Genomic DNA, 24,915 nt, shown 5'->3' on the forward strand with positions numbered 1-24,915 from the left:
GTAACGGTTACCTGTGGCCTGACTCTCCTTCATCGGGGATTTCGTCCCCTCGAACACCTGTTCTTTTCCGCTCGCTCTCCTGTCAGCCCGTTATCCCTTCCTTTCTTGCCGTTACTCTCATCAGCATTATGCAGGTTGCGCAGCGCATTTTCGTACCCGCATTGTCGGGTGCCCTGAGCCACAGATTCACCAGGGAGATGCTGGTGATTTTATAACCATAAAGAATCATTTTCGTTTATTAATACATTTACTTTATTTGTCACCGTCGTTACTATATCGGCTGAAATTAATGAGGTCATGCCAAATGGATAGTTCGTTTACGCCCATTGAACAAATGCTAAAATTTCGCGCCAGCCGCCACGAAGACTTTCCGTATCAGGAAATTTTGCTCACCCGTCTCTGCATGCATATGCAGGGCAAGCTGCTGGACAACCGCAATAAAATGCTGAAGGCTCAAGGGATTAACGAGACGTTGTTTATGGCGTTGATTACGCTGGAGTCTCAGGAAAACCATAGCATTCAGCCCTCTGAACTGAGCTGCGCGCTGGGTTCCTCCCGTACTAACGCAACGCGTATTGCGGATGAGCTGGAAAAGCGCGGCTGGATTGAGCGCCGTGAAAGCGACAACGATCGCCGTTGCCTGCATCTGCAGTTGACCGATAAAGGCCATGCTTTTCTGCGCGAAGTCTTACCGCCGCAGCATAACTGTCTGCATCAGCTCTGGTCGGCCCTCAGCGTCGCGGAAAAAGATCAACTTGAGCACATCACCCGTAAGCTTCTGACGCGTCTCGATCAGATGGACCAGGATGGCGCCATTCTTGAGGCGCTGAGCTAACGCGTCGACTCGCTCAATAATCCAGATTAACAAAGAAAACTGACTGGCCAGCATCCACACGTGCTGGCCTTTCTGATAAACAGCTCGGCCCGGCCGACAAAAAATAAAATCGTGGAGAACAACATGAGCGCAAATGCGGAGACCCACACCCCGCAGCAACCGGTTAAAAAGAAAGGCAAACGTAAAAGTGCGCTGATTCTGCTGACCTTGCTCTTTATTATCATTGCCGTGGCATATGGCATCTATTGGTTTTTAGTACTGCGTCATCACGAAGAGACGGATGATGCGTACGTGGCAGGGAACCAGGTTCAGATTATGGCGCAGGTATCCGGCAGCGTCACCAAAGTCTGGGCGGATAATACCGACTTCGTCAAACAGGGCGACGTCCTCGTGACGCTCGACCAGACGGATGCGAAGCAGGCATTCGAAAAAGCGAAGACCGCGCTGGCGTCCAGCGTACGCCAGACCCATCAGTTAATGATCAACAGCAAACAGCTGCAGGCCAATATTGCGGTGCAGAAAACCGCCCTCGCGCAGGCGCAAAGCGATCTTAACCGCCGCGTGCCGCTCGGCAGCGCCAATCTGATTGGTCGCGAAGAACTGCAACATGCCCGCGATGCCGTAACCCGCGCCCAGGCGCAGCTCGACGTCGCTGTCCAGCAATACAACGCCAATCAGGCGATGATTCTCAACAGCAAGCTGGAAGATCAGCCCGCTGTCCAACAGGCCGCGACCGAAGTGCGTAACGCCTGGCTGGCGCTGGAGCGTACCAAAATCGTCAGTCCGATGACCGGCTACGTCTCCCGCCGCGCCGTTCAGCCCGGCGCGCAGATAAGCCCCTCAACGCCGCTGATGGCCGTCGTCCCGGCAACCAATCTGTGGGTGGATGCGAACTTTAAAGAGACGCAGCTGGCGAATATGCGTATCGGCCAGCCTGCCACGGTGGTCAGCGATATTTACGGCGATGACGTCAAGTACACCGGTAAAGTGGTCGGTCTGGATATGGGGACTGGCAGCGCTTTCTCTCTGCTGCCCGCGCAGAACGCCACCGGTAACTGGATCAAAGTGGTTCAGCGTCTGCCGGTGCGTATCGAACTCGATGCGCAACAGCTGGCGCAGCATCCGCTGCGTATTGGCTTATCCACGCTTGTCACCGTCGATACGACCAACCGCGACGGCCAGGTGCTGGCAAGTCAGGTTCGCAGCACGCCGGTCGCGGAAAGTAACGCCCGTGAAATCGACCTTGCGCCGGTCAATAAGCTGATCGAAGAGACTGTGCAGGCCAACGCTGGCTAATTCCGAGGGGCGTGTGATGCAACAGCAAAAACCGCTGGAGGGCGCGCAGCTCGTCATTATGACGATTGCGCTGTCGCTGGCGACATTCATGCAGGTGCTGGACTCCACCATTGCTAACGTGGCGATCCCGACCATCGCCGGGAATCTTGGCTCCTCATTGAGCCAGGGAACGTGGGTAATCACCTCCTTCGGGGTGGCGAACGCCATCTCGATTCCGATTACCGGCTGGCTGGCGAAGCGCGTCGGGGAAGTGAAGCTGTTCATGTGGTCTACGGTGGCGTTTGCCATCGCCTCATGGGCGTGCGGCGTCTCCAGCAGCCTGAACATGCTGATCTTCTTCCGCGTGGTGCAGGGGATCGTCGCCGGGCCGCTGATTCCGCTTTCCCAGAGTCTGCTGCTGAATAACTATCCGCCCGCAAAACGCTCTATCGCGCTGGCGCTGTGGTCGATGACGGTGATCGTCGCGCCGATTTGCGGCCCGATTCTGGGCGGTTATATCAGCGATAACTACCACTGGGGCTGGATCTTCTTTATCAACGTGCCGATCGGCATTGCGGTCGTATTGATGACCCTGCAAACCCTGCGCGGTCGCGAAACCCGTACCGAACGGCGGCGGATTGACGCTATCGGTCTGGCGCTGCTGGTTGTCGGTATCGGCAGCCTGCAGATTATGCTCGATCGCGGGAAAGAGCTGGACTGGTTCGCCTCGCAGGAGATTATTATTCTGACGGTGGTCGCGGTGATCGCCATCAGCTTCCTGATTGTCTGGGAGCTGACCGACGATAACCCAATTGTCGATCTCTCGCTATTTAAGTCGCGAAACTTCACCATCGGCTGTTTGTGTATCAGCCTCGCCTATATGCTTTACTTCGGCGCGATTGTTCTGCTGCCGCAGCTCTTGCAGGAGGTTTACGGCTATACCGCGACGTGGGCGGGGCTGGCCTCCGCGCCGGTTGGGGTGATCCCGGTGATCCTGTCGCCGATTATCGGCCGCTTTGCGCATAAGCTGGATATGCGCAGGCTGGTGACGTTCAGCTTTATTATGTACGCCGTCTGCTTTTACTGGCGCGCTTACACCTTTGAGCCTGGAATGGACTTCGGCGCCTCGGCCTGGCCGCAGTTTATCCAGGGCTTCGCGGTGGCCTGCTTCTTTATGCCGCTGACCACCATTACGCTGTCAGGTTTACCGCCCGAGCGTCTGGCGGCGGCGTCAAGCCTGTCGAACTTTACGCGAACGCTGGCAGGCTCTATCGGCACCTCGATCACCACCACCATGTGGACCAACCGGGAATCGATGCACCATGCGCAGCTCACCGAATCGGTGACCCCCTATAATCCGAACGCCCAGGCGATATACGATCAGCTTCAGGGACTCGGCATGACGCAGCAGCAGGCGTCAGGCTGGATCGCCCAGCAGATCACCAACCAGGGACTGATTATCTCCGCCAACGAGATTTTCTGGATGTCGGCGGGGGTTTTCCTGGTACTGCTTGGCCTTGTCTGGTTCGCCAAACCGCCGTTTGGCGCTGGCGGTGGTGGAGGCGGCGCGCATTAATAAAAAAGCCAGTTCAGATGAACTGGCTTTTTTGTGCCGGATAGCGGCAGCGCTACTAGATATGCAGCTCCTGCAATTTCTCTTTCGGCAGCGCCAGCTCGTCGTTGCTGTTGACGCGAACATCGCGTTCCAGAATATGACGGGCGATCTCCTGCGCTTCGCTCAGAGAGTGCATCTGGTAAGTTCCGCACTGGTAAACGTTAAGCTCCGGGATCTGACTCTGATCCTGGACTTTCAGCACGTCGGCCATTGCCGCTTTCCACGCATCCGCCACGCGCTGTTCGTCAGGCGTACCGATCAGACTCATATAGAAACCGGTACGGCAGCCCATCGGCGAGATATCGATAATCTCAACGCCGTTACCATTGAGGTGGTTGCGCATAAAGCCTGCAAACAGATGCTCCAGCGTGTGAATCCCTTTCTCCGGCATCACCTCTTTATTTGGAATGCAGAAACGCAGGTCAAACACGGTAATCGCGTCGCCATGCGGGGTGTTCATCGTTTTCGCGACGCGGACGGCAGGTGCTTCCATCCGTGTATGATCGACTGTGAAGCTATCTAACAACGGCATTTAGCCACCTCCGATATTTTTTTAAAAATAAACTGAACTCTTTGTTCCGGGGCGAGTCTGAGTATATGAAAGACGCGCATTTGTTATCATCATCCCTGATTTCAGAGATGAAATTTTGGCCACTCCCGAGTGGCCTTTTTCTTTTCTGTCAGGCCTGTTTTTCCAGCCAGCGCTCAAACGGCTCGCGGTCCGCCGCCTCCACCTCACGCTGACGCTGTATCGAAGCGTCGCGCTCGGCGATAAAGTCTTCTTCCTGCAAAATTTCCAGCGGTTCTTCACGCAGCAGATTGCGCCAGGCTTCGCCCAGGGCTTTGCCCGTTCCGCCAATGCCGGAATCGATCATCGATCGCAAAATACGCGCTGAGAACGTCAGTTCCGGATCGTCAAAGCAGGCGACCAGTTCGTCGCACACCTTCTGATAATCCTCTCCGCCGTGAATGCTGTCCAGCGTTTGCGCCACGCGTCTGAGATCGCGGAACAGATCTTTACCCACTTTGGTCAGCGGGAACTGCGCGGTTTCACAGCCGATGCCCAGCGTCAGGCCCGGTTTACGGCCTTCCAGGATCACCCGGTTCCAGTTGGCGCGCGTACACAGCAGTTCGCCGCTGCTCATCTCCGGTGCGTCAGCCAGCGCGCACCAGACCATAAACAGATCGAGGAAACGTACCTGTTGTTCATCCACACCAATTGGCGAGAACGGGTTAATGTCCAGCGAGCGCACTTCAATATATTCAATGCCGCCGCGCAGCAGCGCGTCTGAAGGCGACTCGCCGCTGCGGGTAACGCGCTTCGGTCGAATCGGCGCGTACAGCTCGTTTTCAATCTGCAAAACGTTGCTGTTGATTTGCAGACGCTTGCCCTCTTTTTCCAGACCGATCGCCGCGTACTCTTCAGACGGCGTTTTGATCGCCCGCTTCAATCCTGCCACATATTCATGCAGATCGTTAAACGTAATACCGAGATTGCTTTGCGACTTATTGGTATAACCCAGATCGCTGAGGCGCAGCGAAGTGGCATAAGGCAGGTAATACATACCGCAGTCGGTTTTCTCAAACGGCAACGCGGTCGGCTTGCCCTGCAGGAAAGAGGAACAAATCGCCGGTGACGCGCCGAACAGGTACGGAATGACCCAGCCAAAGCGATAATAGTTACGGATCAGACGAAAATAACCGGCAGAGATTTTCTCTTTCGCCGCCTCAGCGTCCATCTCGCCGCACTTCGCCTGCCAGAACGCCATCGGCAGCGAGAAATTGTAGTGTACGCCGGAGATGGTTTGCATCAACGCGCCATAGCGGTTTTTCAACCCTTCGCGGTATAGCGTCTTCATACGGCCCACGTTAGAGGTGCCGTATTGCGCCAGCTCAATCTCCTGCCCTTCCGCGATGTAGCACGGCATACTCAGCGGCCACATGCGTTCATCGCCAAGCTTTCTGGCGGTATAGCGATGCAGGTCGCGCATGAACGTCAGCATATGCGATATCTCCCCGTCTACCGGGGTGATAAATTCCAGCAACGCTTCGGCAAAATCCGTGGTGATCCATTTATGCGTCAACGCCGAACCTAAGGCTTCCGGGTGCCCTGTTGTTGCCAGGGTGCCATCGGCATTTACCCGCAGTGTTTCGCGCTCCAGCCCGCGCTGAATCCCCTTAAGCGCCTGAGGATGTTTTTCCAGCCAGGCCAGCGCCTGTGATACGTCCGGGATCAAATCGACCTCCCGCCTGTCAAAATCGTTTTAATTAGCATAATTGTAGTGGTTGCCCTGAAGGCTATTCCAGGCACAATTAGTGCCACCATAAAGAGCCCTGAATGGTTGCAGCCGCGACGACAATATAGCGCAGCGCTTTGCCAAGGCATAAAAAAAAGAGCACCGGTTCCCACGCGAGACGCATCCATCCCGCTAACAGACACAGCAAATCGCCCACTACCGGCATCCAGCTTAATAATAGTGCGACCGCGCCATAACGCTTAAGCCAGCCCGTCGCTTTCTCCTGCCAGCGCGATGTTTTGCGTAACGGGAAGAAACGTCCAAGGATAACGTTAGTTAACCCTCCAAGGCTATTACCCATTGTTGCTGTTAAGACCAAGACCCAGGGTTGACTGACCCCGGCGAGCAGCATGGCAACCAGAACGACCTCAGAGTTGCCGGGCAATAGCGTCGCGCTGAGAAAACTACTGGCGAACAGAGAGATGAGCGACAGTCCGTCACTCACAGCAGACGAACGTCCACGGCGTCCATACCGGCGGCGCGCGCGGCCTGTATGCCGAAATCGGCGTCTTCGAACACCACGCACCGCGCCGGCGGCACGCCCATGCGTTGTGCGCAAAGCAGGAAGGTATCTGGCGCGGGTTTATGGTGCCGGACATGATCGGCGGCGACGACGGCGTCGAAATAGCGACGCAGCCCCAGGTGGTTGAGCAATGCTTCCGCCACCACGCTTTCACTGCCCGTCCCGACGGACATCGGGCGACGGCCATACCATGCCCTGACCACCTCGACGAGCGGCAGCGGTTCAACGCTATCGAGCAACATACTTTTTACCGCCACGGTTTTTTCTTCCGCCAGCGCGTACGGGTCAAGATCGGCCTGGTTCAGCTCAATGATCGCCTGCGCGATGCGCCAGGTGGGAGAACCGTTCAGCGCGATGATCGCCTGATGGTCGAAACGCATGCCATAACGCCCTAATACTTCGTCCCACGCCTTACGGTGCGTAGGCTCAGTATCCAGAATGGTGCCGTCCATATCGAAAATCAGACCCGCATAACGATCGTACATTGTGTTCTCGCAAACCGAAAAACCAGTCGTTATTTTATCGTAAAGGATTGATTTTGTCGCTGACGGCGAAAATGAGGTTTGTTCAGGGAGAAGAATGAAACAGGAACAGGAAGTATATGGTGCATCCGGGAGGATGACTCGGCTACGCCTCGCCCTGCGGGCCGTTGCGAAAGCAACGTTATCCTCCCTGGTGCCTGCGATAAAGCCTGCAAGCCACGAAACAATAAGCTTTCTGTTATTTCGGAGAAAGATGGTGCATCCGGGAGGATTCGAACCTCCGACCGCTCGGTTCGTAGCCGAGTACTCTATCCAGCTGAGCTACGGATGCATCGGAATTGCTGATTACTGCTGATATCAAGTATCGCACTTACGCCATACTGAATAAGAGATGGTGCATCCGGGAGGATGACTCGGCTACGCCTCGCCCTGCGGGCCGTTGCAAAAGCAACGTTATCCTCCCTGGTGCCTGCGATAAATCCGGCAAGCCATGAAACAACAAGCTTTCTGTTATTTCGGAGAAGATGGTGCATCCGGGAGGATTCGAACCTCCGACCGCTCGGTTCGTAGCCGAGTACTCTATCCAGCTGAGCTACGGATGCATCGGAATTGCTGATTTACTGCTGATATCAAGTATCGCGCTGACGCCATACTGAGTAACAGATGGTGCATCCGGGAGGATTCGAACCTCCGACCGCTCGGTTCGTAGCCGAGTACTCTATCCAGCTGAGCTACGGATGCATCGGAATTACTGCTTTACTGCTGATATCAAGTATCGCGCTGACGCCATACTTAAGTAAGATGGTGCATCCGGGAGGATTCGAACCTCCGACCGCTCGGTTCGTAGCCGAGTACTCTATCCAGCTGAGCTACGGATGCATCGGAATTACTGCTTTACTGCTGATATCAAGTATCGCGCTGACGCCATACTTAAGTAAGATGGTGCATCCGGGAGGATTCGAACCTCCGACCGCTCGGTTCGTAGCCGAGTACTCTATCCAGCTGAGCTACGGATGCAAATGGCGGTGAGGCGGGGATTCGAACCCCGGATGCAGCTTTTGACCGCATACTCCCTTAGCAGGGGAGCGCCTTCAGCCTCTCGGCCACCTCACCACACGCCTCTTACGAGTGCTTCGAAGAACTTGTTTCTGCTCATCGTCGCTGCGTGGCGCACATATTACTTTCTGAGACTTATAAGTCAAACAATTTTTCCTGCGCTTTTATCGTTTGCACACTTCACGCTCAATTAGTCTGCAAAAACGGCAAAAAGAGTGTTTTATCAACAGATAATTTAGCGCAAAATTGCCCTGACCGACACGCTTGTCATAGCGCAGAGTGGGGCTGGAAAAAGAAAAGCAAGAAAGGCGGGGGAAGACAGGGAAAGCAGGTGGCGTCTCACCATCCCGGTGAGACGCGAAAACCTTAGTAACTGGACTGCTGGGATTTTTCAGCCTGGATACGCTGGTAGATCTCTTCACGATGGACAGAGACTTCTTTCGGGGCGTTTACGCCGATGCGTACCTGGTTGCCCTTCACCCCTAAAACTGTCACGGTGACCTCATCACCAATCATGAGGGTCTCACCAACTCGACGAGTCAGAATCAGCATTCTTTGCTCCTTGAAAGATTAAAAGAGTCGGGTCTCTCTGTATCCCGGCATTATCCATCATATAACGCCAAAAAGTAAGCGATGACAAACACTTTACATGTAAGCAGTCACGGCATCACATTCTGTTAAACCTAAGTTTAGCCGATATACACAATTCAACCTGACTTTATCATTGTCGACAACGTTGAGACGAACGCCGCGGAGGATAATCCGCGGCGCTGGCTAACGCTTATAGTTATTACAGTTTTGCGCTGACCCAGGCTTCTACACTGGCTAACGCTGCTGGCAGAGCAGCCGCATCCGTACCACCGGCTTGCGCCATGTCCGGACGACCGCCACCCTTGCCGCCCACCTGCTGAGCGACCATACCGACCAGTTCCCCTGCTTTGACACGGTCTGTCACGTCCTTAGACACGCCGGCAATCAGAGAAACTTTCCCTTCGGCCACTGTCGCCAGCACGATAATGGTGGAACCCAGCTGATTTTTAAGGTCATCAACCATGGTTCGCAGCATTTTCGGCTCAACGCCAGCAAGCTCGCTGACCAACAGCTTAACGCCGTTGATATCCACCGCTTTGCTGGAAAGATTCGCACTTTCCTGCGCCGCGGCCTGTTCTTTCAGCTGCTGAAGCTCTTTCTCAAGTTGACGGGTACGTTCCAGCACGGAGCGCACTTTGTCGCCCAGATTCTGGCTGTCGCCCTTCAGCAGATGCGCAATCTCGTTTAAACGGTCGCTTTGCGCATGGACGGTAGCCATCGCGCCCTCTCCGGTTACCGCTTCAATACGACGAACGCCTGCCGCCGTGCCGGACTCGGAAATGATACGGAACAGGCCGATATCCCCGGTACGGCTGGCGTGTGTACCGCCGCACAGTTCGGTAGAGAAATCGCCCATGCTCAGTACGCGAACGCGCTCGTCATATTTTTCGCCGAACAGCGCCATCGCGCCTTTGGCTTTGGCCGCTTCCAGATCCATCACGTTGGTTTCAACCGGCAGGTTACGGCGAATCTGCGCGTTCACCAGGTCTTCAACCGCGCGGATTTCAGACGGCTTCATCGCTTCGTTATGGGAGAAGTCAAAACGCAGCAGCTTGTCATTGACCAGCGAACCTTTCTGCGCCACGTGCGTGCCCAGTACCTGGCGCAGCGCCGCGTGCATCAGGTGCGTTGCGGAGTGATTGAGACGGATACGCGCACGACGCGCTTCATCAACGTCGGCCTGTACCGCATCGCCCACTTTCAGAGAACCCGCAGACAGTGTGCCGATATGACCAATCGCCTGACCATATTTTTGCGTATCGCTAACCGCGAAGGTAAAGCCTGCGCCCTTCAGTTCGCCGGTATCGCCAACCTGGCCGCCGGACTCCGCATAGAACGGCGTCTGATCGAGAACGACAACCGCCTGCTGGCCTGCGTTAATCGCCTCAACCGCTTTACCGTCTACGAACAGCGCGGTGACTTTACCGTTCAGCTCAAGGTGCTCGTAGCCTTTAAATTCAGAGGCGCTGTCAACGCGGATCATCGCGTTGTAGTCCGCGCCAAAACCGCTGGCTTCGCGCGCACGGCGACGCTGCTCTTCCATCGCCGCTTCAAAACCCGCTTCGTCCACCTTAATGTTGCGCTCGCGGCAAACGTCTGCCGTCAGGTCAACCGGGAAACCGTAGGTATCGTACAGACGGAAAGCCGTTTCGCCATCCAGCGTATCGCCGGTCAGTTTCGCCAGCTCTTCGTCCAGCAGCGCCAGCCCACGCTCCAGCGTGCGGGCAAACTGCTCTTCTTCGGTTTTCAGTACCTGCTCAACCAGCGCCTGTTGACGCTTCAGCTCCTCGCCGGCAGATCCCATTACTTCAATCAGCGGACCCACCAGCTTGTAGAAGAAGGCCTCTTTCGCACCAAGCATGTTGCCATGACGCACCGCACGGCGGATGATTCGACGCAGCACGTAGCCGCGGTTTTCGTTCGATGGCACTACGCCGTCGGCGACGAGGAAGGCGCAGGAACGGATGTGATCCGCAATGACGCGCAGCGATTTGTTGCTCAAATCCGTTGCGCCGGTTACCTTCGCCACCGCGTCAATCAGCGTGCGGAACAGGTCGATGTCATAGTTGGAGTTAACGTGTTGCAGCACCGCCGCAATACGCTCCAGCCCCATACCGGTATCCACGGACGGCTTCGGCAGCGGTTCCATGGTGCCATCGGCCTGGCGGTTAAACTGCATAAAGACGATATTCCAGATCTCAATGTAGCGATCGCCGTCCTCTTCCGGACTTCCCGGAGGTCCGCCCCAGACGTGGTCGCCGTGGTCGTAGAAAATTTCGGTGCACGGGCCGCATGGACCGGTATCACCCATCTGCCAGAAGTTATCGGAGGCATAGGGCGCGCCTTTGTTATCGCCGATACGGATAATACGCGCGCGCGGGATACCCACCTCTTTTTCCCAGATTTCATAGGCTTCATCGTCGGTTTCGTAGACGGTGACCCACAGACGCTCCTTCGGCAGCGCAAACCAGTTTTCACCGGTCAGCAGTTCCCAGGCGTACTGGATAGCATCGTGTTTGAAATAGTCGCCGAAGCTGAAGTTACCCAGCATTTCGAAGAAGGTATGGTGGCGCGCGGTGTAACCGACGTTTTCCAGATCGTTATGCTTACCGCCTGCGCGCACGCAGCGCTGGGAGGTGGTCGCACGGGAATAATTACGCTTGTCGAGCCCAAGGAAGACATCCTTGAACTGGTTCATCCCGGCGTTGGTAAACAACAAAGTTGGGTCATTGTTTGGAACCAGGGAGCTGCTGGCAACTACCTGATGTCCCTTACTATGGAAAAAGTCGAGAAACGCCTGACGGATCTCAGCGGTGCTCTTGCTCATAATTATCCTGAAATCTTGCTCAACACTACATCCATCAAACCGCCCCTGCGCTGGCTGCTTTTGCCACCCTGACGCAGCTTGATTGACTTTGTGTCTATGGAATTATCGTCGTAGACGCGAATTGCCTTGCGGACAATCCGCGACCAGACGGAAAAAAGTGGGAATAAGATAAGTTTTCTTTGGTGGGAAGTAAAATACCGTATGCGCTCAATCGTCAAAATTTCGCCATATTTCCTGTATATCCTCCATCAGATAGCCGCGGTAGAGTAAAAAACGCTGTACTTTTACCTTTTCTGCAAATACCACCGGCAGCGGTTCGCCGTACTTGCGAACTGCCTGTTCGCGAGCCAGCACGTGCCACTCTATCTCACATTCGCGCATCGCTTTTTCAGCGGATTCGCGGGAAATACCTTTCTGGTTTAGCTCCTGGCGAATACGCGCCGGACCGTAGCCTTTCCGGCTGCGGCTGGCGATAAAGCGCGCGACGAAACGACAGTCGTCCAGGTAGTTGTGCTCATAGCACCAGGCGATGACCTGTTCGATATCTTCCGCCGTCGCGCCGATGTCTTCCGGGCCGTTTTTCCCCATTACTGGTGCCGCCAGCTTACGCCGTAACTCCTGCTCGCTGTGGTCGCGCACCGCCAGAATACGGACTGCGCGATCGAGCAGGCGGGCGCTGGCGGAACGGCGCGGCGTTGATTCACTCATAACCACCTTCAAATCAGCAAATGCAAAAGGGCCGCATAAGCGACCCTGAGTTGTAACTTACCTTCTTGCCGGACGGCAGCTTTGCGCCATCCGGCTTGCGGTTACCTGAAAATTAAAAATCTTCGTTGGTTTCCGCCACGCCTTCACCGTCGTCAACGGAGAAGTCCGGCGTGGAGTCCTGGTTGTTGAGCAGCAGCTCGCGAACCTTTTTCTCAATCTCTTTGGCGGTAGCCGGGTTCTCTTTCAGCCAGGTAGTGGCATTCGCTTTACCCTGACCAATTTTCTCGCCGTTATAGCTGTACCATGCGCCCGCTTTCTCGATCAGCTTCTCTTTCACGCCCAGGTCAACCAGTTCGCCATAGAAGTTGATCCCTTCACCATAGAGGATCTGGAACTCGGCCTGTTTAAACGGCGCGGCGATTTTGTTCTTCACCACCTTCACGCGGGTTTCGCTACCCACCACGTTATCGCCCTCTTTTACCGCGCCGATACGACGGATGTCCAGACGAACAGAGGCATAGAATTTCAGCGCGTTACCACCGGTAGTGGTTTCCGGGTTACCGAACATAACGCCGATTTTCATACGGATCTGGTTGATGAAGATCAGCAGCGTATTGGACTGCTTCAGGTTACCCGCCAGCTTACGCATCGCCTGACTCATCATACGCGCCGCGAGGCCCATGTGAGAGTCGCCGATTTCGCCTTCAATCTCCGCTTTCGGCGTCAGCGCCGCAACGGAGTCGACGACGATAACGTCAACGGCGCCGGAGCGCGCCAGCGCGTCACAGATTTCCAGCGCCTGCTCGCCGGTATCCGGCTGTGAGCAGAGCAGGTTGTCGATATCGACGCCCAGCTTGCGCGCATAAACAGGGTCCAGCGCATGTTCCGCATCGATAAACGCGCAGGTTTTACCTTCGCGCTGCGCTGCGGCGATCACCTGTAACGTCAGCGTAGTTTTACCGGATGATTCCGGACCGTAAATTTCAACGATACGGCCCATCGGCAGGCCGCCTGCGCCCAGGGCGATATCCAGTGAAAGCGAACCGGTGGAGATGGTTTCCACATCCATGGAGCGGTCTTCACCCAGGCGCATGATGGAGCCTTTACCGAATTGCTTTTCGATCTGGCCCAGTGCTGCCGCCAACGCTTTCTGTTTGTTTTCGTCGATAGCCATTAACTACTCCTGTCATGCCGGGTTCCGCTTGCGCTTATCCGGATAGTGAATTCTGTACTGTTGAAGCAATTATACTGTATGCTCATACAGTATCAAGTGTTTTGTAGAAATTGTTGCCACAGCGTTTGTAGCGCAAAAAGGGTGGCCTGTCGGCGCACCGCGTCGCGGTCGCCGCTGAAGCATTCCCGGCGGGTGATCCCCTCTCCGCTCGCGCTGGCGAACGCGAACCAGACGGTGCCGACGGGCTTTTCATCGCTGCCGCCGTCCGGCCCGGCGATACCGCTGACAGAGACGGCATAATGCGCGCGCGCGGCTTTCAGCGCGCCGATCGCCATTTCCACCACCACCGGTTCGCTGACCGCGCCATGCTGCGCCAGCGTCTCTTCCCGCACGCCGATCATCTGCGTTTTCGCTTCATTACTGTAGGTGACAAACCCGCGTTCAAACCAGGCGGAGCTGCCGGCTATATCGGTAAGCGTTTTCGCCACCCAGCCGCCGGTGCACGATTCCGCGGTGGTCACCGTCGCGCCGCGCGCTTTTAACGCCAGCCCGACCTGCTCGCTTAACTGCGTCAGTTCACTGTCAGTCATTTCGACCTCTGTCAGTTAAAATTCATGCCGGACAAGATAGCACTTTCCCGACAGAGATGGGGATGAGGTGACGATTTTACGAGGGGCATTCCGAAAAAACGTCCGGACGTCACATGCCGGAAGGGAGCGTTGCCTTATCCGGCCGGCAAAATCAGGACGCTCTTCAGCGCCGGATAAGATGCCCAGGCATCGTCATCCGGCAACAAAGAAACTTACTGGACCCGCGCCAGCGCCACCGCCTGCCCTAACTGCCAGACCGCCATCGCGTAATGCGTGCTGTGGTTATAACGGGTAATCGCATAGAAATTCGGCAGGCCGTACCAGTACTGATAGCCGGTGCCGATATCCAGCCGCAGCAGGCTCGCCTCGCGGTGATCGCCCAGCGGCTGCTGCGGCGTTAAGCCTGCGGCGGCAAGCTGCGAGACGCTGTATTTCGTCTTAAAGCCGTTCGCCAGCCCCGGCGCCTGGCCGTTAGCCATCACCGCCACCGCGTCGCCTTTCACCCAGCCGTGCGCTTTGAAGTAGTTCGCCACGCTGCCGATAGCATCCACCGGATCCCACAGATTGATGTGTCCGTCGCCGTTGAAATCGACCGCATACTCTTTATAAGACGACGGCATAAACTGACCGTAGCCCATCGCGCCCGCGAACGACCCTTTCAGATCCAGCGGATCGTCCTGTTCGTTGCGCGCCATCAGCAGAAAAGTTTCCAGCTCGCCGGAGAAATAGGCCGCGCGACGCGGGTAGTTAAAGGAGAGGGTCGCCAGCGCATCCAGAATGCGCGTTTTCCCCATCACGCGCCCCCAGCGGGTTTCCACGCCGATAATGCCGACGATAATTTCCGGCGGTACGCCATACACCTGCCAGGCGCGGTTCAGCGCCTCTTCATACTGGTTCCAGAACGCCACGCCGTTTTGCACGTTATCCGGCGTAATGAACTGTTTGCGATAACGCAGCCATGCGCCGTTAGGCCCGGCGGGCGGCTGCGTGGTCGGCGCCTGCCTGTCCATCAGGCGCAGCACATAGTCCAGTCGTTTCGCCTGCGAGAGGATCTCCTGCAACTGCTGGCGGTCAAAGCCGTGCTTACTCACCATGTTGTCGATGAACTGCTGCGCATTGGGGTTATTGGCGAAGTCGCCGCCCATCTGCATCACGTTGTGCTGAGGCTCCAGCAGGAAGCCGCCTGACGGCGTACCCGCAGTCGTTTGAGGCTGCTGGGGTTTCGGTTTGCTACTGCAGGCAGCGAGTAACACGCAAAGAGGGAGTAATGCCAGATAACGACGCTTGAACATGAGACATCCATTAAACAGATTCAGCCAGAGGGAAGTATGGTAAAGCATCCCCCGCCGTACAAGGAAGCGCGGGATATTCTCCTTCACACAATTTACGTATCGCTTTCCCCCAACGTCATTGCGCTGGCGCAAACACGCAATCTTTCAAAATAAAATATTTTACTTTCATTTTGCGATCAAAATAACACTTTTAAATCTTTCGATCTGATTAAAATAACTCACCAATTGGCAAGATAACGAGAAAACCCTACAGGAGAGAACAATGATCGAAGCCATTACACATGGAGCAGAGTGGTTTATCGGGCTGTTCCAGAAAGGTGGAGAGGTGTTTACCGGCATGGTGACCGGCATTCTTCCGCTATTAATTAGCCTGCTGGTTATCATGAACGCGCTGATCAACTTTATCGGCCAGCAGCGAATTGAACGCTTTGCCCAGCGCTGCGCCGGTAATCCGCTGTCGCGCTACCTGCTTTTACCGTGCATCGGCACATTTGTGTTTTGTAACCCGATGACCCTGAGCCTGGGCCGCTTTATGCCCGAGAAATACAAGCCCAGCTACTATGCGGCGGCTTCATACAGCTGCCACTCGATGAACGGCCTGTTCCCGCATATCAACCCCGGCGAACTGTTCGTTTACCTCGGCATCGCCAGCGGCCTGACCACGCTCGGTCTGCCGCTCGGCCCGCTGGCGGTGAGCTATCTGCTGGTCGGCCTGGTGACCAACTTCTTCCGCGGCTGGGTCACCGATCTGACCACCGCCATTTTTGAGAAAAAAATGGGCATCCAGCTTGAGCAGAAAGTCCATCTTTCAGGAGCAGCATCATGACGCGTATTCGTATTGAGAAAGGAACCGGCGGCTGGGGCGGCCCGCTTGAGCTGGACGTGGTCGCAGGCAAGAAAATCGTCTATATCACCGCGGGCACCCGCCCGGCCATCGTCGACAAACTGGCCAGCCTTACCGGCTGGCAGGCCGTGGACGGCTTTAAGGAGGGCGAGCCGCCGGAAGAGGAGATTGGCGTGGCGATCATCGACTGCGGCGGCACGCTGCGCTGCGGCATCTATCCCAAGCGTCGCATTCCGACGGTGAATATTCACTCAACGGGGAAATCCGGCCCGCTGGCCCAGTACATTGTCGAAGACATTTATGTCTCCGGCGTGAAGGAAGAGAACATCACCGCAGTTGGCGAAGCGAGCGCCGCGCCGCAGCCGTCAGGCGTAACGAGCGGGCGCGATTACGACGCCAGCAAAAAGATCACCGAGCAGAGCGACGGCCTGCTGGCGAAGGTTGGGATGGGAATGGGCTCGGCGGTAGCGGTGCTGTTCCAGTCCGGTCGCGACACCATCGACACGGTGCTGAAAACCATCCTGCCGTTTATGGCGTTCGTCTCGGCGCTTATCGGCATCATCATGGCATCGGGCCTCGGCGACTGGATCGCCCACGGTCTGGCGCCGCTGGCCAGCCATCCGCTGGGACTGGTGACGCTGGCGCTAATCTGCTCTTTCCCGCTGCTGTCGCCATTTCTCGGCCCCGGCGCGGTTATCGCCCAGGTAATTGGGGTGCTGATCGGCGTGCAGATTGGTCTGGGCAACATTCCGCCGCATCTGGCGCTACCCGCCCTGTTCGCCATCAACGCCCAGGCGGCCTGCGACTTTATTCCGGTTGGCCTCTCGCTGGCGGAAGCCCGTCAGGACACGGTACGCGTCGGGGTGCCGTCAGTGCTGGTGAGCCGCTTTTTGACCGGCGCGCCAACGGTGCTCATCGCCTGGTTTGTTTCCGGCTTTATTTATCAATAGGAGGTTCCGGGATGACCGTGATTTATCAGACCACCATCACCCGTATCGGCCAGAGCGCGCCGGATGCGCTGTGCGACCAGATGCTGATTACTTTTCGCGAAGGCGCGCCGGCGGATATCGAAGAATTTTGCTTCATCCACTGTCATGGCGAGCTGAACGGCGTGCTACAGCCCGGCGCGCAGTTTGAGCTGGGCCAGCATCGCTACCCGGTAACCGCCGTCGGCAGCGTGGCGGAGCAAAATTTACGTGAACTGGGCCATATCACCCTGCGCTTCGACGGACTGAACGAAGCGGAATTCCCCGGCACCGTGCACGTTGCGGGGCCCGTACCGGACGATATCGCGCCGGGCTGTATTTTGAAGTTTGTCGCTTAAGGAGAGAAAAATGAATCAGGTTGCCGTAGTCATTGGCGGAGGACAGACCCTGGGGGCGTTCCTGTGCCGTGGGCTTGCAGCAGAAGGCTATCACGTGGCGGTTGTCGACATTCAGAGCGATAAAGCCACCAGGGTGGCGCAGGAGATTAACGCCGAATTTGGCGAAGGCATGGCCTGGGGTTTTGGCGCTGACGCCACCAGCGAGCAGAGCGTTCTCGCCCTCGCCCGCGCCGTGGATGAGATCTTTGGCCGGGTGGATCTGTTGGTTTACAGCGCGGGGATCGCCAAAGCGGCGTTTATCAGCGACTTCCAGCTCGGCGATTTCGACCGTTCATTACAGGTGAATCTGGTCGGCTACTTCCTCTGCGCACGGGAATTTTCCCGTCTGATGATCCGCGATGGCATTCAGGGACGCATTATTCAGATCAACTCGAAATCCGGCAAAGTGGGCAGTAAGCATAATTCCGGCTACAGCGCCGCCAAGTTCGGCGGCGTCGGTTTAACCCAGTCGCTGGCGCTGGATCTGGCGGAATATGGCATTACCGTACACGCGCTGATGCTCGGCAACCTGTTGAAATCGCCGATGTTCCAGTCGCTGCTGCCGCAGTACGCCACCAAGCTTGGCATTAAGCCGGAGGAAGTGGAGCAGTATTACATTGATAAAGTCCCGCTCAGACGCGGCTGCGATTATCAGGATGTGCTGAATATGCTGCTGTTCTATGCCAGTCCTGGAGCGTCGTATTGTACCGGCCAGTCAATCAACGTAACCGGCGGTCAGGTGATGTTCTGATAGCGACCCTGCCCGGTGGCGCTGCGCGCGCTTACCGGGCCTACACAACCCCCGCACCGTAGGCCCGATCTTCGGTAGACAATTTAAGGAGCATATAATGGTTTCCGCACTGATTACCGTCGCTGTTATCGCCTGGGGCGCGCAACTGGCTCTCGGCGGCTGGCAGCTCTCCCGCTTTAACCGCGCCTTTGACCTGCTTTGTCAACAGGGGCGGGTCGGCGTGGGACGCTCAGGCGGACGGTTTAAACCTCGCGTGGTGGTCGCCATCGCGCTCGACGAAAATCAGCGGGTAACGGATACATTGTTTATGAAAGGGCTGACGGTATTCGCCAGCCCCCTAAAAATTCCCTCTATTCAGGGTAAACATCTCAATGAATTACAGCCTGATGTGATCTTTCCCCGTGATCCGCTATCACAGAATGCACTATCATTGGCGCTTAATCTGAAACAAGGATAATTTCGTTGTGAATGCCAATAGCTTGCGAAATTGTCATTTCGAAACTTCAATTCAGGATATGCACGCCAATGAAACCTCGTCAGCGTCAGGCCGCCATTCTGGAGCATCTGCAAAAGCAGGGAAAATGCTCGGTTGAGGAACTGGCCCAGCACTTTGACACCACGGGCACGACCATCCGCAAGGATCTGGTCATTCTGGAAAATGCCGGCACCGTCATACGTACCTATGGCGGCGTGGTGTTAAATAAAGAGGAGTCTGACCCGCCTATCGATCACAAGACGCTGATCAATACGCATAAAAAGGCGCGTATTGCCGAAGCGGCGGTCAGGTTCATCTACGACGGCGACTCGATCATTCTCGACGCCGGCAGCACCGTTTTACAGATGGTGCCAATGCTCAGCCGCTTCAGTAATATCACCGTAATGACCAACAGCCTGCATATTGTTAACGCGCTGTCAGAGTTAGATAACGAACAAACCATCCTGATGCCCGGCGGCACCTTCCGTAAAAAATCGGCCTCGTTTCATGGTCAGCTGGCGGAAAACGCCTTTGCGCAGTTCAGTTTTGACAAACTCTTCATGGGCACCGACGGCATTGACCTGGACGCAGGCGTTACCACCTTTAACGAGGTCTACACCGTCAGCAAAGCGATGTGCAACGCCGCGCGCGAAGTGATTCTGATGGCCGACTCGTCAAAGTTTGGCCGCAAAAGCCCGAATGTCGTATGCAGCCTGGAAAGCGTCGATAAATTGATTACCGACGCGGGCATCGATCCGGCGTTTCGTCGGGCGCTGGAAGAGAAAGGAATAGACGTGATCATAACCGGAGAAACCAATGAGTGATGCACTACTGAACGCAGGCCGTCAGACGTTATTGCTGGAGCTACAGGAAGCAAGCCGTCTGCCGGAACGTCTGGGCGATGATTTTGTCCGCGCCGCCAATACCATTATCCACTGCGAAGGCAAAGTGGTGGTTTCGGGTATCGGCAAATCGGGGCATATCGGCAAAAAAATCGCCGCGACCCTCGCCAGTACCGGCACCCCGGCCTTTTTCGTACATCCGGCAGAGGCGCTGCATGGCGATCTGGGAATGATCGAAAGCCGCGACGTGATGCTGTTTATCTCCTACTCCGGCGGCGCCAAAGAGCTGGATCTGATCATCCCGCGCCTGGAAGATAAATCCATTGCCCTGCTGGCGATGACCGGTAAGCCCGGCTCGCCGCTGGGGCTGGCGGCGAAAGCCGTTCTGGACATTTCGGTTGAACGCGAGGCCTGTCCGATGCACCTGGCGCCAACCTCCAGCACCGTCAACACCCTGATGATGGGCGACGCGCTGGCAATGGCGGTAATGCAGGCGCGCGGCTTCAGCGAAGAGGATTTTGCCCGCTCGCACCCGGCTGGCGCGCTCGGCGCCCGGCTGCTTAACAAGGTGCATCACCTGATGCGTCGTGACGACGCGGTGCCGCAGGTGCAGCTGTCCGCCAGCGTAATGGACGCCATGCTTGAGTTAAGCCGTACCGGACTCGGTCTGGTCGCCGTCTGCGACGCGCAACAGCAGGTGAACGGCGTCTTTACCGACGGCGACCTGCGCCGCTGGCTGGTCGGCGGCGGCGCGCTCACCACGCCGGTCAGCGAAGCGATGACCCGCAACGGCATCACGCTTCAGGCTGACAGTCGCGCCATTGACGCCAAAGAGATCCTGATGAAGCGCAAAATCACCGCCGCGCCGGTGGTTGATGAAAACGGCAAGCTCACCGGCGCCATCAACCTGCAGGACTTTTATCAGGCCGGGATCCTCTAGCCTTTCAGCCCCAGACGCTTCGCCAGCCGGTGCAGGTTGGCGACGTCCGTCTCCAGCGCCCGCGCGCTGGCCGCCCAGTTATGGTTATTCTGCGCCAGCGCCCGACGGATCATCTCGCGCTGAAAAGATTCGGTGGCGTCACGTAAACTGGTATGCGGCGCACTCTCCGGCAGGGTTTCCGTTTGCGACGCGATAGCCTCTTCCTGCAATGCGAAGTGCTGCGCTTCCAGCACCACTTCATCCCCCGCCCTCGTCGCCCGCGCCAGCACTACCGCGCGGTGAATGGCATGTTCCAGTTCGCGCACGTTGCCCGGCCAGGCGTAGTTCAGCAGATGGCTGCGCGCGCCCGGACTCAGCACCACTCTGGAAAGTCCCAGCCGTAGCCGACACTGCTCGCAGAAATAGCCCGCCAGCAGCACCGCGTCCTCCCCGCGCTCGCGCAGCGGCGGAACGGAAAGCGGAAAGACGCTCAGGCGGTGGAACAAATCGGCGCGAAAGCGTCCTGCCACCACCTCTTCGCGCAGATCGCGGTTGGTCGCCGCCAGCACGCGCACGTCAACGCGCAGGCTGCGGTCGTCACCGACGCGCTGAATGTCGCCGTATTGCAGAACACGTAAAAGTTTGGCCTGCAACGCCAGCGACAGCTCGCCGATTTCATCCAGAAACAGCGTGCCGTTATCGGCCATCTCAAACTTACCGCTACGGTTGCTGATGGCTCCGGTAAACGCGCCTTTGACATGCCCGAACAGCTCGCTCTCGGCGACGCTCTCCGGCAGCGCGGCGCAGTTCAGATAGACCAGCGGATTTACCGCCCGCGGCGATCCCTCATGAATCGCTTTCGCCACCAGCTCTTTCCCGGTGCCGGTTTCACCGCTGATCAGGACGTTGAGATCGGAGGCCGCCACAATCTCAATTTCTTTTTTCAGCTGCATCATGCCGGGCGACAGGCCAATCATCTGCGTCTCTTTTACCTGGCCGAAATCGGGGGTCGGGCCCGGCAGCATATTCTGGCTTTCCAGTTGTTCAATCAGCAACGCATTACTGAGCGCCCCGGCGGCCAGCGCGGCGATCAGCCGTAGCTCCTCGTCGCTGAATACGTCAAACTGATCCGGCGCCATACCGTCGAGGGTCAGCGCGCCAATCAGATTTTGCCCGGCAAACAGCGGCAGGCCGATGCAGGCGTGCACTTTTAAGCTCTCCTGGCCGGGAATCAGCCCGTCATACGGATCGGGCAGATCGCTGTCCGCCGGAAAGCGCACCACGTCACCGGCGCGGGCGATGGCCTCCAGCCGCGGATGCCCTTCCAGGGTAAAGCGCCTGCCCAGCACGTCCTGCGCCAGACCGTCGATCGCCAGCGGAATAAACTGCCGCGCCTCATAGCGCAGCAGCGCCGAGGCGTCACACTCCAGCACCTGGCGCAGCGTGGTAATCAGACGCTGAAAACGGTCCTGATGCCCGACGCCGCGCTGTAACTCAATGGCGATACCCGCCAGCACGTCTACAGAAAAGCTCATCATTACCTCATTGTCATTTTGACAATCTATAATGTCATATTGACTGTAATAGTGATAGTCTTTTTGACTATAAAAAAACACCAGGAAAATAAAAAACCCTTTAAAATAAATTCAATAAAAAACTGGCACGCAACCTGCAATAAGCAAAACAACACTTTCGAACAACGCTGAATTAATTGAGGTTGCTATGTCTATTCTGGTTAAAAATAACATTCATTGGGTTGGCCAACGTGACTGGGAAGTGCGTGATTTTCACGGTACTGAATACAAAACCCTGCGCGGCAGCAGCTACAACAGCTATCTCATCCGCGAAGAAAAAAACGTCCTGATTGATACCGTCGATCATAAATTCAGCCGTGAGTTCGTACAGAACCTGCGCGCCGAAATCGACCTTGCCGACATTGATTACATCATCATTAACCACGCGGAAGAAGATCATGCCGGGGCGCTGACGGAGCTGATGACCCAGATCCCGGATACGCCAATCTACTGCACCGCCAACGCCATCGACTCGATTACCGGTCATCACCATCATCCGGAATGGAACTTTAACGTGGTCAAAACCGGCGACACGCTGGATATCGGCAACGGCAAACAGCTGATTTTTGTCGAAACTCCGATGCTGCACTGGCCGGACAGCATGATGACCTACATGACCGGCGACGCGGTGCTGTTCAGTAACGACGCCTTCGGACAGCACTACTGCGACGAACGTCTGTTTAATGATGAAGTAGATCAGAGTGAACTGTTTGAGCAGTGCCAGCGCTACTACGCTAACATTCTGACCCCGTTCAGCCGTCTGGTAACGCCAAAAATCACCGAGATCCTCGGCTTCAACCTGCCGGTCGATATGATCGCCACCTCGCACGGCGTGGTATGGCGCGATAACCCGACGCAGATCGTCGAACTGTACCTGAAATGGGCGGCGGACTATCAGGAAGATCGCATCACCATCTTCTATGACACCATGTCCAATAACACCCGCATGATGGCCGACGCCATCGCCCAGGGCATTAATGAAGTCGACCCGAACGTGGCGGTGAAAATTTTTAACGTTGCCCGCAGCGATAAAAATGAAATTCTCACTAACGTCTTCCGTTCAAAAGGCGTGCTGGTCGGCACCTCCACCATGAACAACGTGATGATGCCGAAAATCGCCGGTCTGGTGGAAGAGATGACCGGCCTGCGTTTTCGTAATAAACGCGCCAGCGCCTTCGGTTCCCACGGCTGGAGCGGCGGCGCGGTTGACCGTCTCTCCACTCGCCTGCAGGACGCCGGTTTTGAAATGTCGCTGAGCCTGAAGGCGAAATGGCGTCCGGATCTGGACGCGCTGGAACTGTGCCGCCAGCACGGTCGTGACATTGCCCGTCAGTGGGCGCTCGCCCCGCTGCCGGAAGCCGCGCCGAAAGCAGTAGCGGCAGAAAGCGCTCCGGCTGAAGCGCCTGCGGCCGCCGATCTCGGCCCCTGCATGCAGTGCAGCGTCTGCCAGTGGATCTACGACCCGGCCAAAGGCGAGCCGATGCAGGAAGTCGCGCCGGGTACGCCGTGGAGCGAAGTGCCGGACAACTTCCTGTGCCCGGAATGTTCATTAGGTAAAGAAGTGTTCGACGAACTGGCGACGGAGGCAAAATGAGCCGGGGAATAGTTATCATTGGTTCGGGCTTCGCCGCCCGCCAGTTAGTGAAAAATATCCGTAAGCAGGACGCGGAGATTCCGTTAACCCTGATCGCCGCCGACAGCATGGATGAGTACAACAAGCCCGATCTCAGCCATGTGATAAGCCAGGCCCAGCGCGCCGATGACCTCACCCGCCAGTCGGCGGGGGAGTTTGCCGAACAGTTTAATCTGCGCCTTTTCCCGCATACCTGGGTGACCGACATCGACGCCGACGCCCACGTGGTGAAAAGCCAGGACAAACAGTGGCAGTACGAAAAGCTGGTGCTGGCCACTGGCGCGGCGGCCTTCGTTCCGCCTGTGCCGGGGCGTGAGTTAATGCTTACTTTAAACAGCCAGCAGGAGTACCGCGCCTGTGAAACGCAGCTGCACGACGCGCAGCGGGTGCTGATTGTCGGCGGTGGGCTGATTGGCAGCGAGTTAGCGATGGACTTCTGCCGCGCCGGTAAAGCGGTGACGCTGATCGACAACGCCGCCAGCATCCTCGCCTCGCTGATGCCGCCTGAAGTGAGCAGTCGCTTACAGCACCGGCTTACCGACATGGGCGTGCACCTGCTGCTGAAATCACAGCTCCAGTCGCTGGAGAAAACCGATAGCGGCATTCGCGCCACGCTGGATCGCGATCGCAGCATTGAGGTGGATGCGGTGATTGCCGCCACCGGCCTGCGCCCGGAAACGGCGCTGGCGCGCCGCGCCGGAGTAACGGTTAATCGCGGGGTCTGCGTGGATAGCTACCTGCAAACCAGCAATGCGGATATCTATGCTCTCGGCGACTGCGCGGAAATCAACGGTCAGGTGCTGCCATTCCTGCAACCCATCCAGCTCAGCGCGATGTACCTGGCGAAGAACCTGCTCGGCGGCAATGCGCCGCTGAAGCTGCCCGCTATGCTGGTGAAAATCAAAACGCCGGAGCTGCCGCTGCATCTCGCCGGAGAAACCCAGCGGCGCGATCTGAGCTGGCAGATCGGTACGCAAGCCGACGGGATGGTCGCGAAAGGGATGAACGAAGAAGGTCAGCTTTGCGCCTTCGTCGTGAGCGAAGACCGGATGAAAGAGGCGTTCGCTTTGCTGAAATCGCTACCGGCATAAGTCCGGCTGTGCCGGATGGCGGCGATGCCTTATCCGGCCTGGAGACGGGTCTGTTGTAGGCCGGGCAAGCGAAGCGCCCCCGGCACAGTTTGCCGGATGGCGGCTGCGCCTTATCCGGCCTACGTAAGATTGCAGGTCGGATGAGAGATTATGCGTCG

At 56.8% G+C, this 24,915-nt stretch carries 23 protein-coding genes and 6 tRNA genes; 12 read left to right on the forward strand and 17 right to left on the reverse strand.

The features are described 5' to 3' along the window. Positions 1 to 304: 304 nt before the first annotated feature. The 3 genes from mprA (at position 305) to emrB (ending at position 3,686) form a co-directional block, all read left to right on the forward strand. Entirely contained in the window at positions 305 to 835 is a 531-nt protein-coding gene (gene mprA, locus K7R23_RS10890) for a transcriptional repressor MprA (protein ID WP_012907241.1), read from the forward strand. A 123-nt stretch (positions 836 to 958) separates the two neighbouring features. Beyond that, the gene (emrA, locus tag K7R23_RS10895) at positions 959 to 2,131 is read left to right on the forward strand and encodes a multidrug efflux MFS transporter periplasmic adaptor subunit EmrA (protein WP_012907240.1); all 1,173 of its coding nucleotides are present in this window, start codon (positions 959 to 961) and stop codon (positions 2,129 to 2,131) included. A gap of 16 nt (positions 2,132 to 2,147) precedes the next feature. Continuing rightward, entirely contained in the window at positions 2,148 to 3,686 is a 1,539-nt protein-coding gene (emrB, locus tag K7R23_RS10900) for a multidrug efflux MFS transporter permease subunit EmrB (protein ID WP_012907239.1), read from the forward strand. A gap of 55 nt (positions 3,687 to 3,741) precedes the next feature. On the opposite strand, the gene luxS is transcribed toward emrB, so the two are convergent. From luxS to mltB, 16 genes are all read right to left on the reverse strand, one after another. Beyond that, positions 3,742 to 4,257 (reverse strand): S-ribosylhomocysteine lyase, encoded by a 516-nt coding sequence (luxS, locus tag K7R23_RS10905; protein WP_012907238.1) that lies wholly within the window; start codon positions 4,255 to 4,257, stop codon positions 3,742 to 3,744. Between the two features lie 148 nt (positions 4,258 to 4,405). Next, a complete protein-coding gene (gene gshA, locus K7R23_RS10910) occupies positions 4,406 to 5,962 on the reverse strand; it encodes a glutamate--cysteine ligase (RefSeq protein ID WP_012907237.1) in 1,557 nt (518 codons plus the stop codon). A gap of 76 nt (positions 5,963 to 6,038) precedes the next feature. Beyond that, positions 6,039 to 6,467 (reverse strand): YqaA family protein, encoded by a 429-nt coding sequence (locus K7R23_RS10915; protein WP_012907236.1) that lies wholly within the window; start codon positions 6,465 to 6,467, stop codon positions 6,039 to 6,041. Then, positions 6,464 to 7,030 (reverse strand): fructose-1-phosphate/6-phosphogluconate phosphatase, encoded by a 567-nt coding sequence (gene yqaB / locus K7R23_RS10920; protein WP_012907235.1) that lies wholly within the window; start codon positions 7,028 to 7,030, stop codon positions 6,464 to 6,466. The genes K7R23_RS10915 and yqaB overlap by 4 nt, the downstream gene beginning before the upstream one ends. Positions 7,031 to 7,281: 251 nt before the next feature. Then, positions 7,282 to 7,358: transfer RNA gene (locus K7R23_RS10925), tRNA-Arg, on the reverse strand. A 194-nt stretch (positions 7,359 to 7,552) separates the two neighbouring features. After that, positions 7,553 to 7,629, reverse strand: a tRNA-Arg gene (locus tag K7R23_RS10930). 62 nt (positions 7,630 to 7,691) lie between these two features. Then, positions 7,692 to 7,768 (reverse strand) — tRNA-Arg (locus K7R23_RS10935). A gap of 61 nt (positions 7,769 to 7,829) precedes the next feature. Beyond that, positions 7,830 to 7,906, reverse strand: a tRNA-Arg gene (locus K7R23_RS10940). A 61-nt stretch (positions 7,907 to 7,967) separates the two neighbouring features. Further along, positions 7,968 to 8,044 (reverse strand) — tRNA-Arg (locus tag K7R23_RS10945). Between the two features lie 3 nt (positions 8,045 to 8,047). Beyond that, positions 8,048 to 8,140 (reverse strand) — tRNA-Ser (locus K7R23_RS10950). A gap of 309 nt (positions 8,141 to 8,449) precedes the next feature. Beyond that, the gene (gene csrA / locus K7R23_RS10955; RefSeq protein ID WP_000906486.1) at positions 8,450 to 8,635 is read right to left on the reverse strand and encodes a carbon storage regulator CsrA; all 186 of its coding nucleotides are present in this window, start codon (positions 8,633 to 8,635) and stop codon (positions 8,450 to 8,452) included. 238 nt (positions 8,636 to 8,873) lie between these two features. Next, entirely contained in the window at positions 8,874 to 11,501 is a 2,628-nt protein-coding gene (gene alaS / locus K7R23_RS10960) for an alanine--tRNA ligase (RefSeq protein ID WP_012907234.1), read from the reverse strand. A 207-nt stretch (positions 11,502 to 11,708) separates the two neighbouring features. Then, positions 11,709 to 12,209: a recombination regulator RecX gene (gene recX, locus K7R23_RS10965; RefSeq protein WP_012907233.1), complete on the reverse strand. Its 501-nt coding sequence runs from the start codon at positions 12,207 to 12,209 to the stop codon at positions 11,709 to 11,711. A gap of 112 nt (positions 12,210 to 12,321) precedes the next feature. Further along, positions 12,322 to 13,383: a recombinase RecA gene (gene recA / locus K7R23_RS10970; RefSeq protein ID WP_012907232.1), complete on the reverse strand. Its 1,062-nt coding sequence runs from the start codon at positions 13,381 to 13,383 to the stop codon at positions 12,322 to 12,324. 92 nt (positions 13,384 to 13,475) lie between these two features. Then, the gene (gene pncC, locus K7R23_RS10975; protein WP_012907231.1) at positions 13,476 to 13,973 is read right to left on the reverse strand and encodes a nicotinamide-nucleotide amidase; all 498 of its coding nucleotides are present in this window, start codon (positions 13,971 to 13,973) and stop codon (positions 13,476 to 13,478) included. Positions 13,974 to 14,185: 212 nt separating this feature from the next. Then, a complete protein-coding gene (gene mltB / locus K7R23_RS10980; RefSeq protein WP_012907230.1) occupies positions 14,186 to 15,265 on the reverse strand; it encodes a lytic murein transglycosylase B in 1,080 nt (359 codons plus the stop codon). Positions 15,266 to 15,527: 262 nt separating this feature from the next. On the opposite strand from mltB, the gene srlA reads away from it, so the two are divergent. The 7 genes from srlA to gutQ all read left to right on the forward strand — a co-directional run bounded on the left by srlA (position 15,528) and on the right by gutQ (position 20,480). After that, positions 15,528 to 16,091, forward strand: coding sequence for a PTS glucitol/sorbitol transporter subunit IIC (gene srlA, locus K7R23_RS10985; protein WP_012907229.1), 564 nt, complete (start codon positions 15,528 to 15,530; stop codon positions 16,089 to 16,091). Next, a complete protein-coding gene (gene srlE, locus K7R23_RS10990; protein WP_012907228.1) occupies positions 16,088 to 17,059 on the forward strand; it encodes a PTS glucitol/sorbitol transporter subunit IIB in 972 nt (323 codons plus the stop codon). Before srlA ends, srlE begins: the two co-directional genes overlap by 4 nt. An 11-nt stretch (positions 17,060 to 17,070) precedes the next feature. Next, positions 17,071 to 17,433, forward strand: a complete 363-nt coding sequence (gene srlB / locus K7R23_RS10995) for a PTS glucitol/sorbitol transporter subunit IIA (protein ID WP_012907227.1) — start codon at positions 17,071 to 17,073, stop codon at positions 17,431 to 17,433. A 10-nt stretch (positions 17,434 to 17,443) separates the two neighbouring features. After that, positions 17,444 to 18,223, forward strand: coding sequence for a sorbitol-6-phosphate dehydrogenase (srlD, locus tag K7R23_RS11000; protein ID WP_012907226.1), 780 nt, complete (start codon positions 17,444 to 17,446; stop codon positions 18,221 to 18,223). Between the two features lie 97 nt (positions 18,224 to 18,320). Further along, a complete protein-coding gene (gene gutM / locus K7R23_RS11005) occupies positions 18,321 to 18,680 on the forward strand; it encodes a transcriptional regulator GutM (protein ID WP_012907225.1) in 360 nt (119 codons plus the stop codon). A gap of 68 nt (positions 18,681 to 18,748) precedes the next feature. Continuing rightward, positions 18,749 to 19,522: a glucitol operon DNA-binding transcriptional repressor SrlR gene (gene srlR / locus K7R23_RS11010; protein ID WP_012907224.1), complete on the forward strand. Its 774-nt coding sequence runs from the start codon at positions 18,749 to 18,751 to the stop codon at positions 19,520 to 19,522. Beyond that, positions 19,515 to 20,480: an arabinose-5-phosphate isomerase GutQ gene (gene gutQ, locus K7R23_RS11015; protein WP_012907223.1), complete on the forward strand. Its 966-nt coding sequence runs from the start codon at positions 19,515 to 19,517 to the stop codon at positions 20,478 to 20,480. Before srlR ends, gutQ begins: the two co-directional genes overlap by 8 nt. Here the strand turns inward: gutQ and norR are convergent. Continuing rightward, on the reverse strand, positions 20,477 to 21,994 hold the full coding sequence (norR, locus tag K7R23_RS11020) for a nitric oxide reductase transcriptional regulator NorR (protein WP_012907222.1): 1,518 nt from the start codon (positions 21,992 to 21,994) through the stop codon (positions 20,477 to 20,479). The two genes, gutQ and norR, sit on opposite strands and share 4 nt — an antisense overlap. A gap of 187 nt (positions 21,995 to 22,181) precedes the next feature. Between norR and norV the strand changes: the two genes are divergently transcribed. Next, positions 22,182 to 23,627 carry an anaerobic nitric oxide reductase flavorubredoxin gene (gene norV / locus K7R23_RS11025; protein ID WP_012907221.1) on the forward strand — a complete coding sequence of 482 codons (1,446 nt, stop codon included), beginning with the start codon at positions 22,182 to 22,184 and terminating at the stop codon, positions 23,625 to 23,627. After that, the gene (gene norW / locus K7R23_RS11030) at positions 23,624 to 24,757 is read left to right on the forward strand and encodes an NADH:flavorubredoxin reductase NorW (protein WP_012907220.1); all 1,134 of its coding nucleotides are present in this window, start codon (positions 23,624 to 23,626) and stop codon (positions 24,755 to 24,757) included. Before norV ends, norW begins: the two co-directional genes overlap by 4 nt. Positions 24,758 to 24,915: the final 158 nt, after the last annotated feature.

Source organism: Citrobacter rodentium NBRC 105723 = DSM 16636 (genome assembly GCF_021278985.1).
Lineage (GTDB): Bacteria > Pseudomonadota > Gammaproteobacteria > Enterobacterales > Enterobacteriaceae > Citrobacter_A > Citrobacter_A rodentium.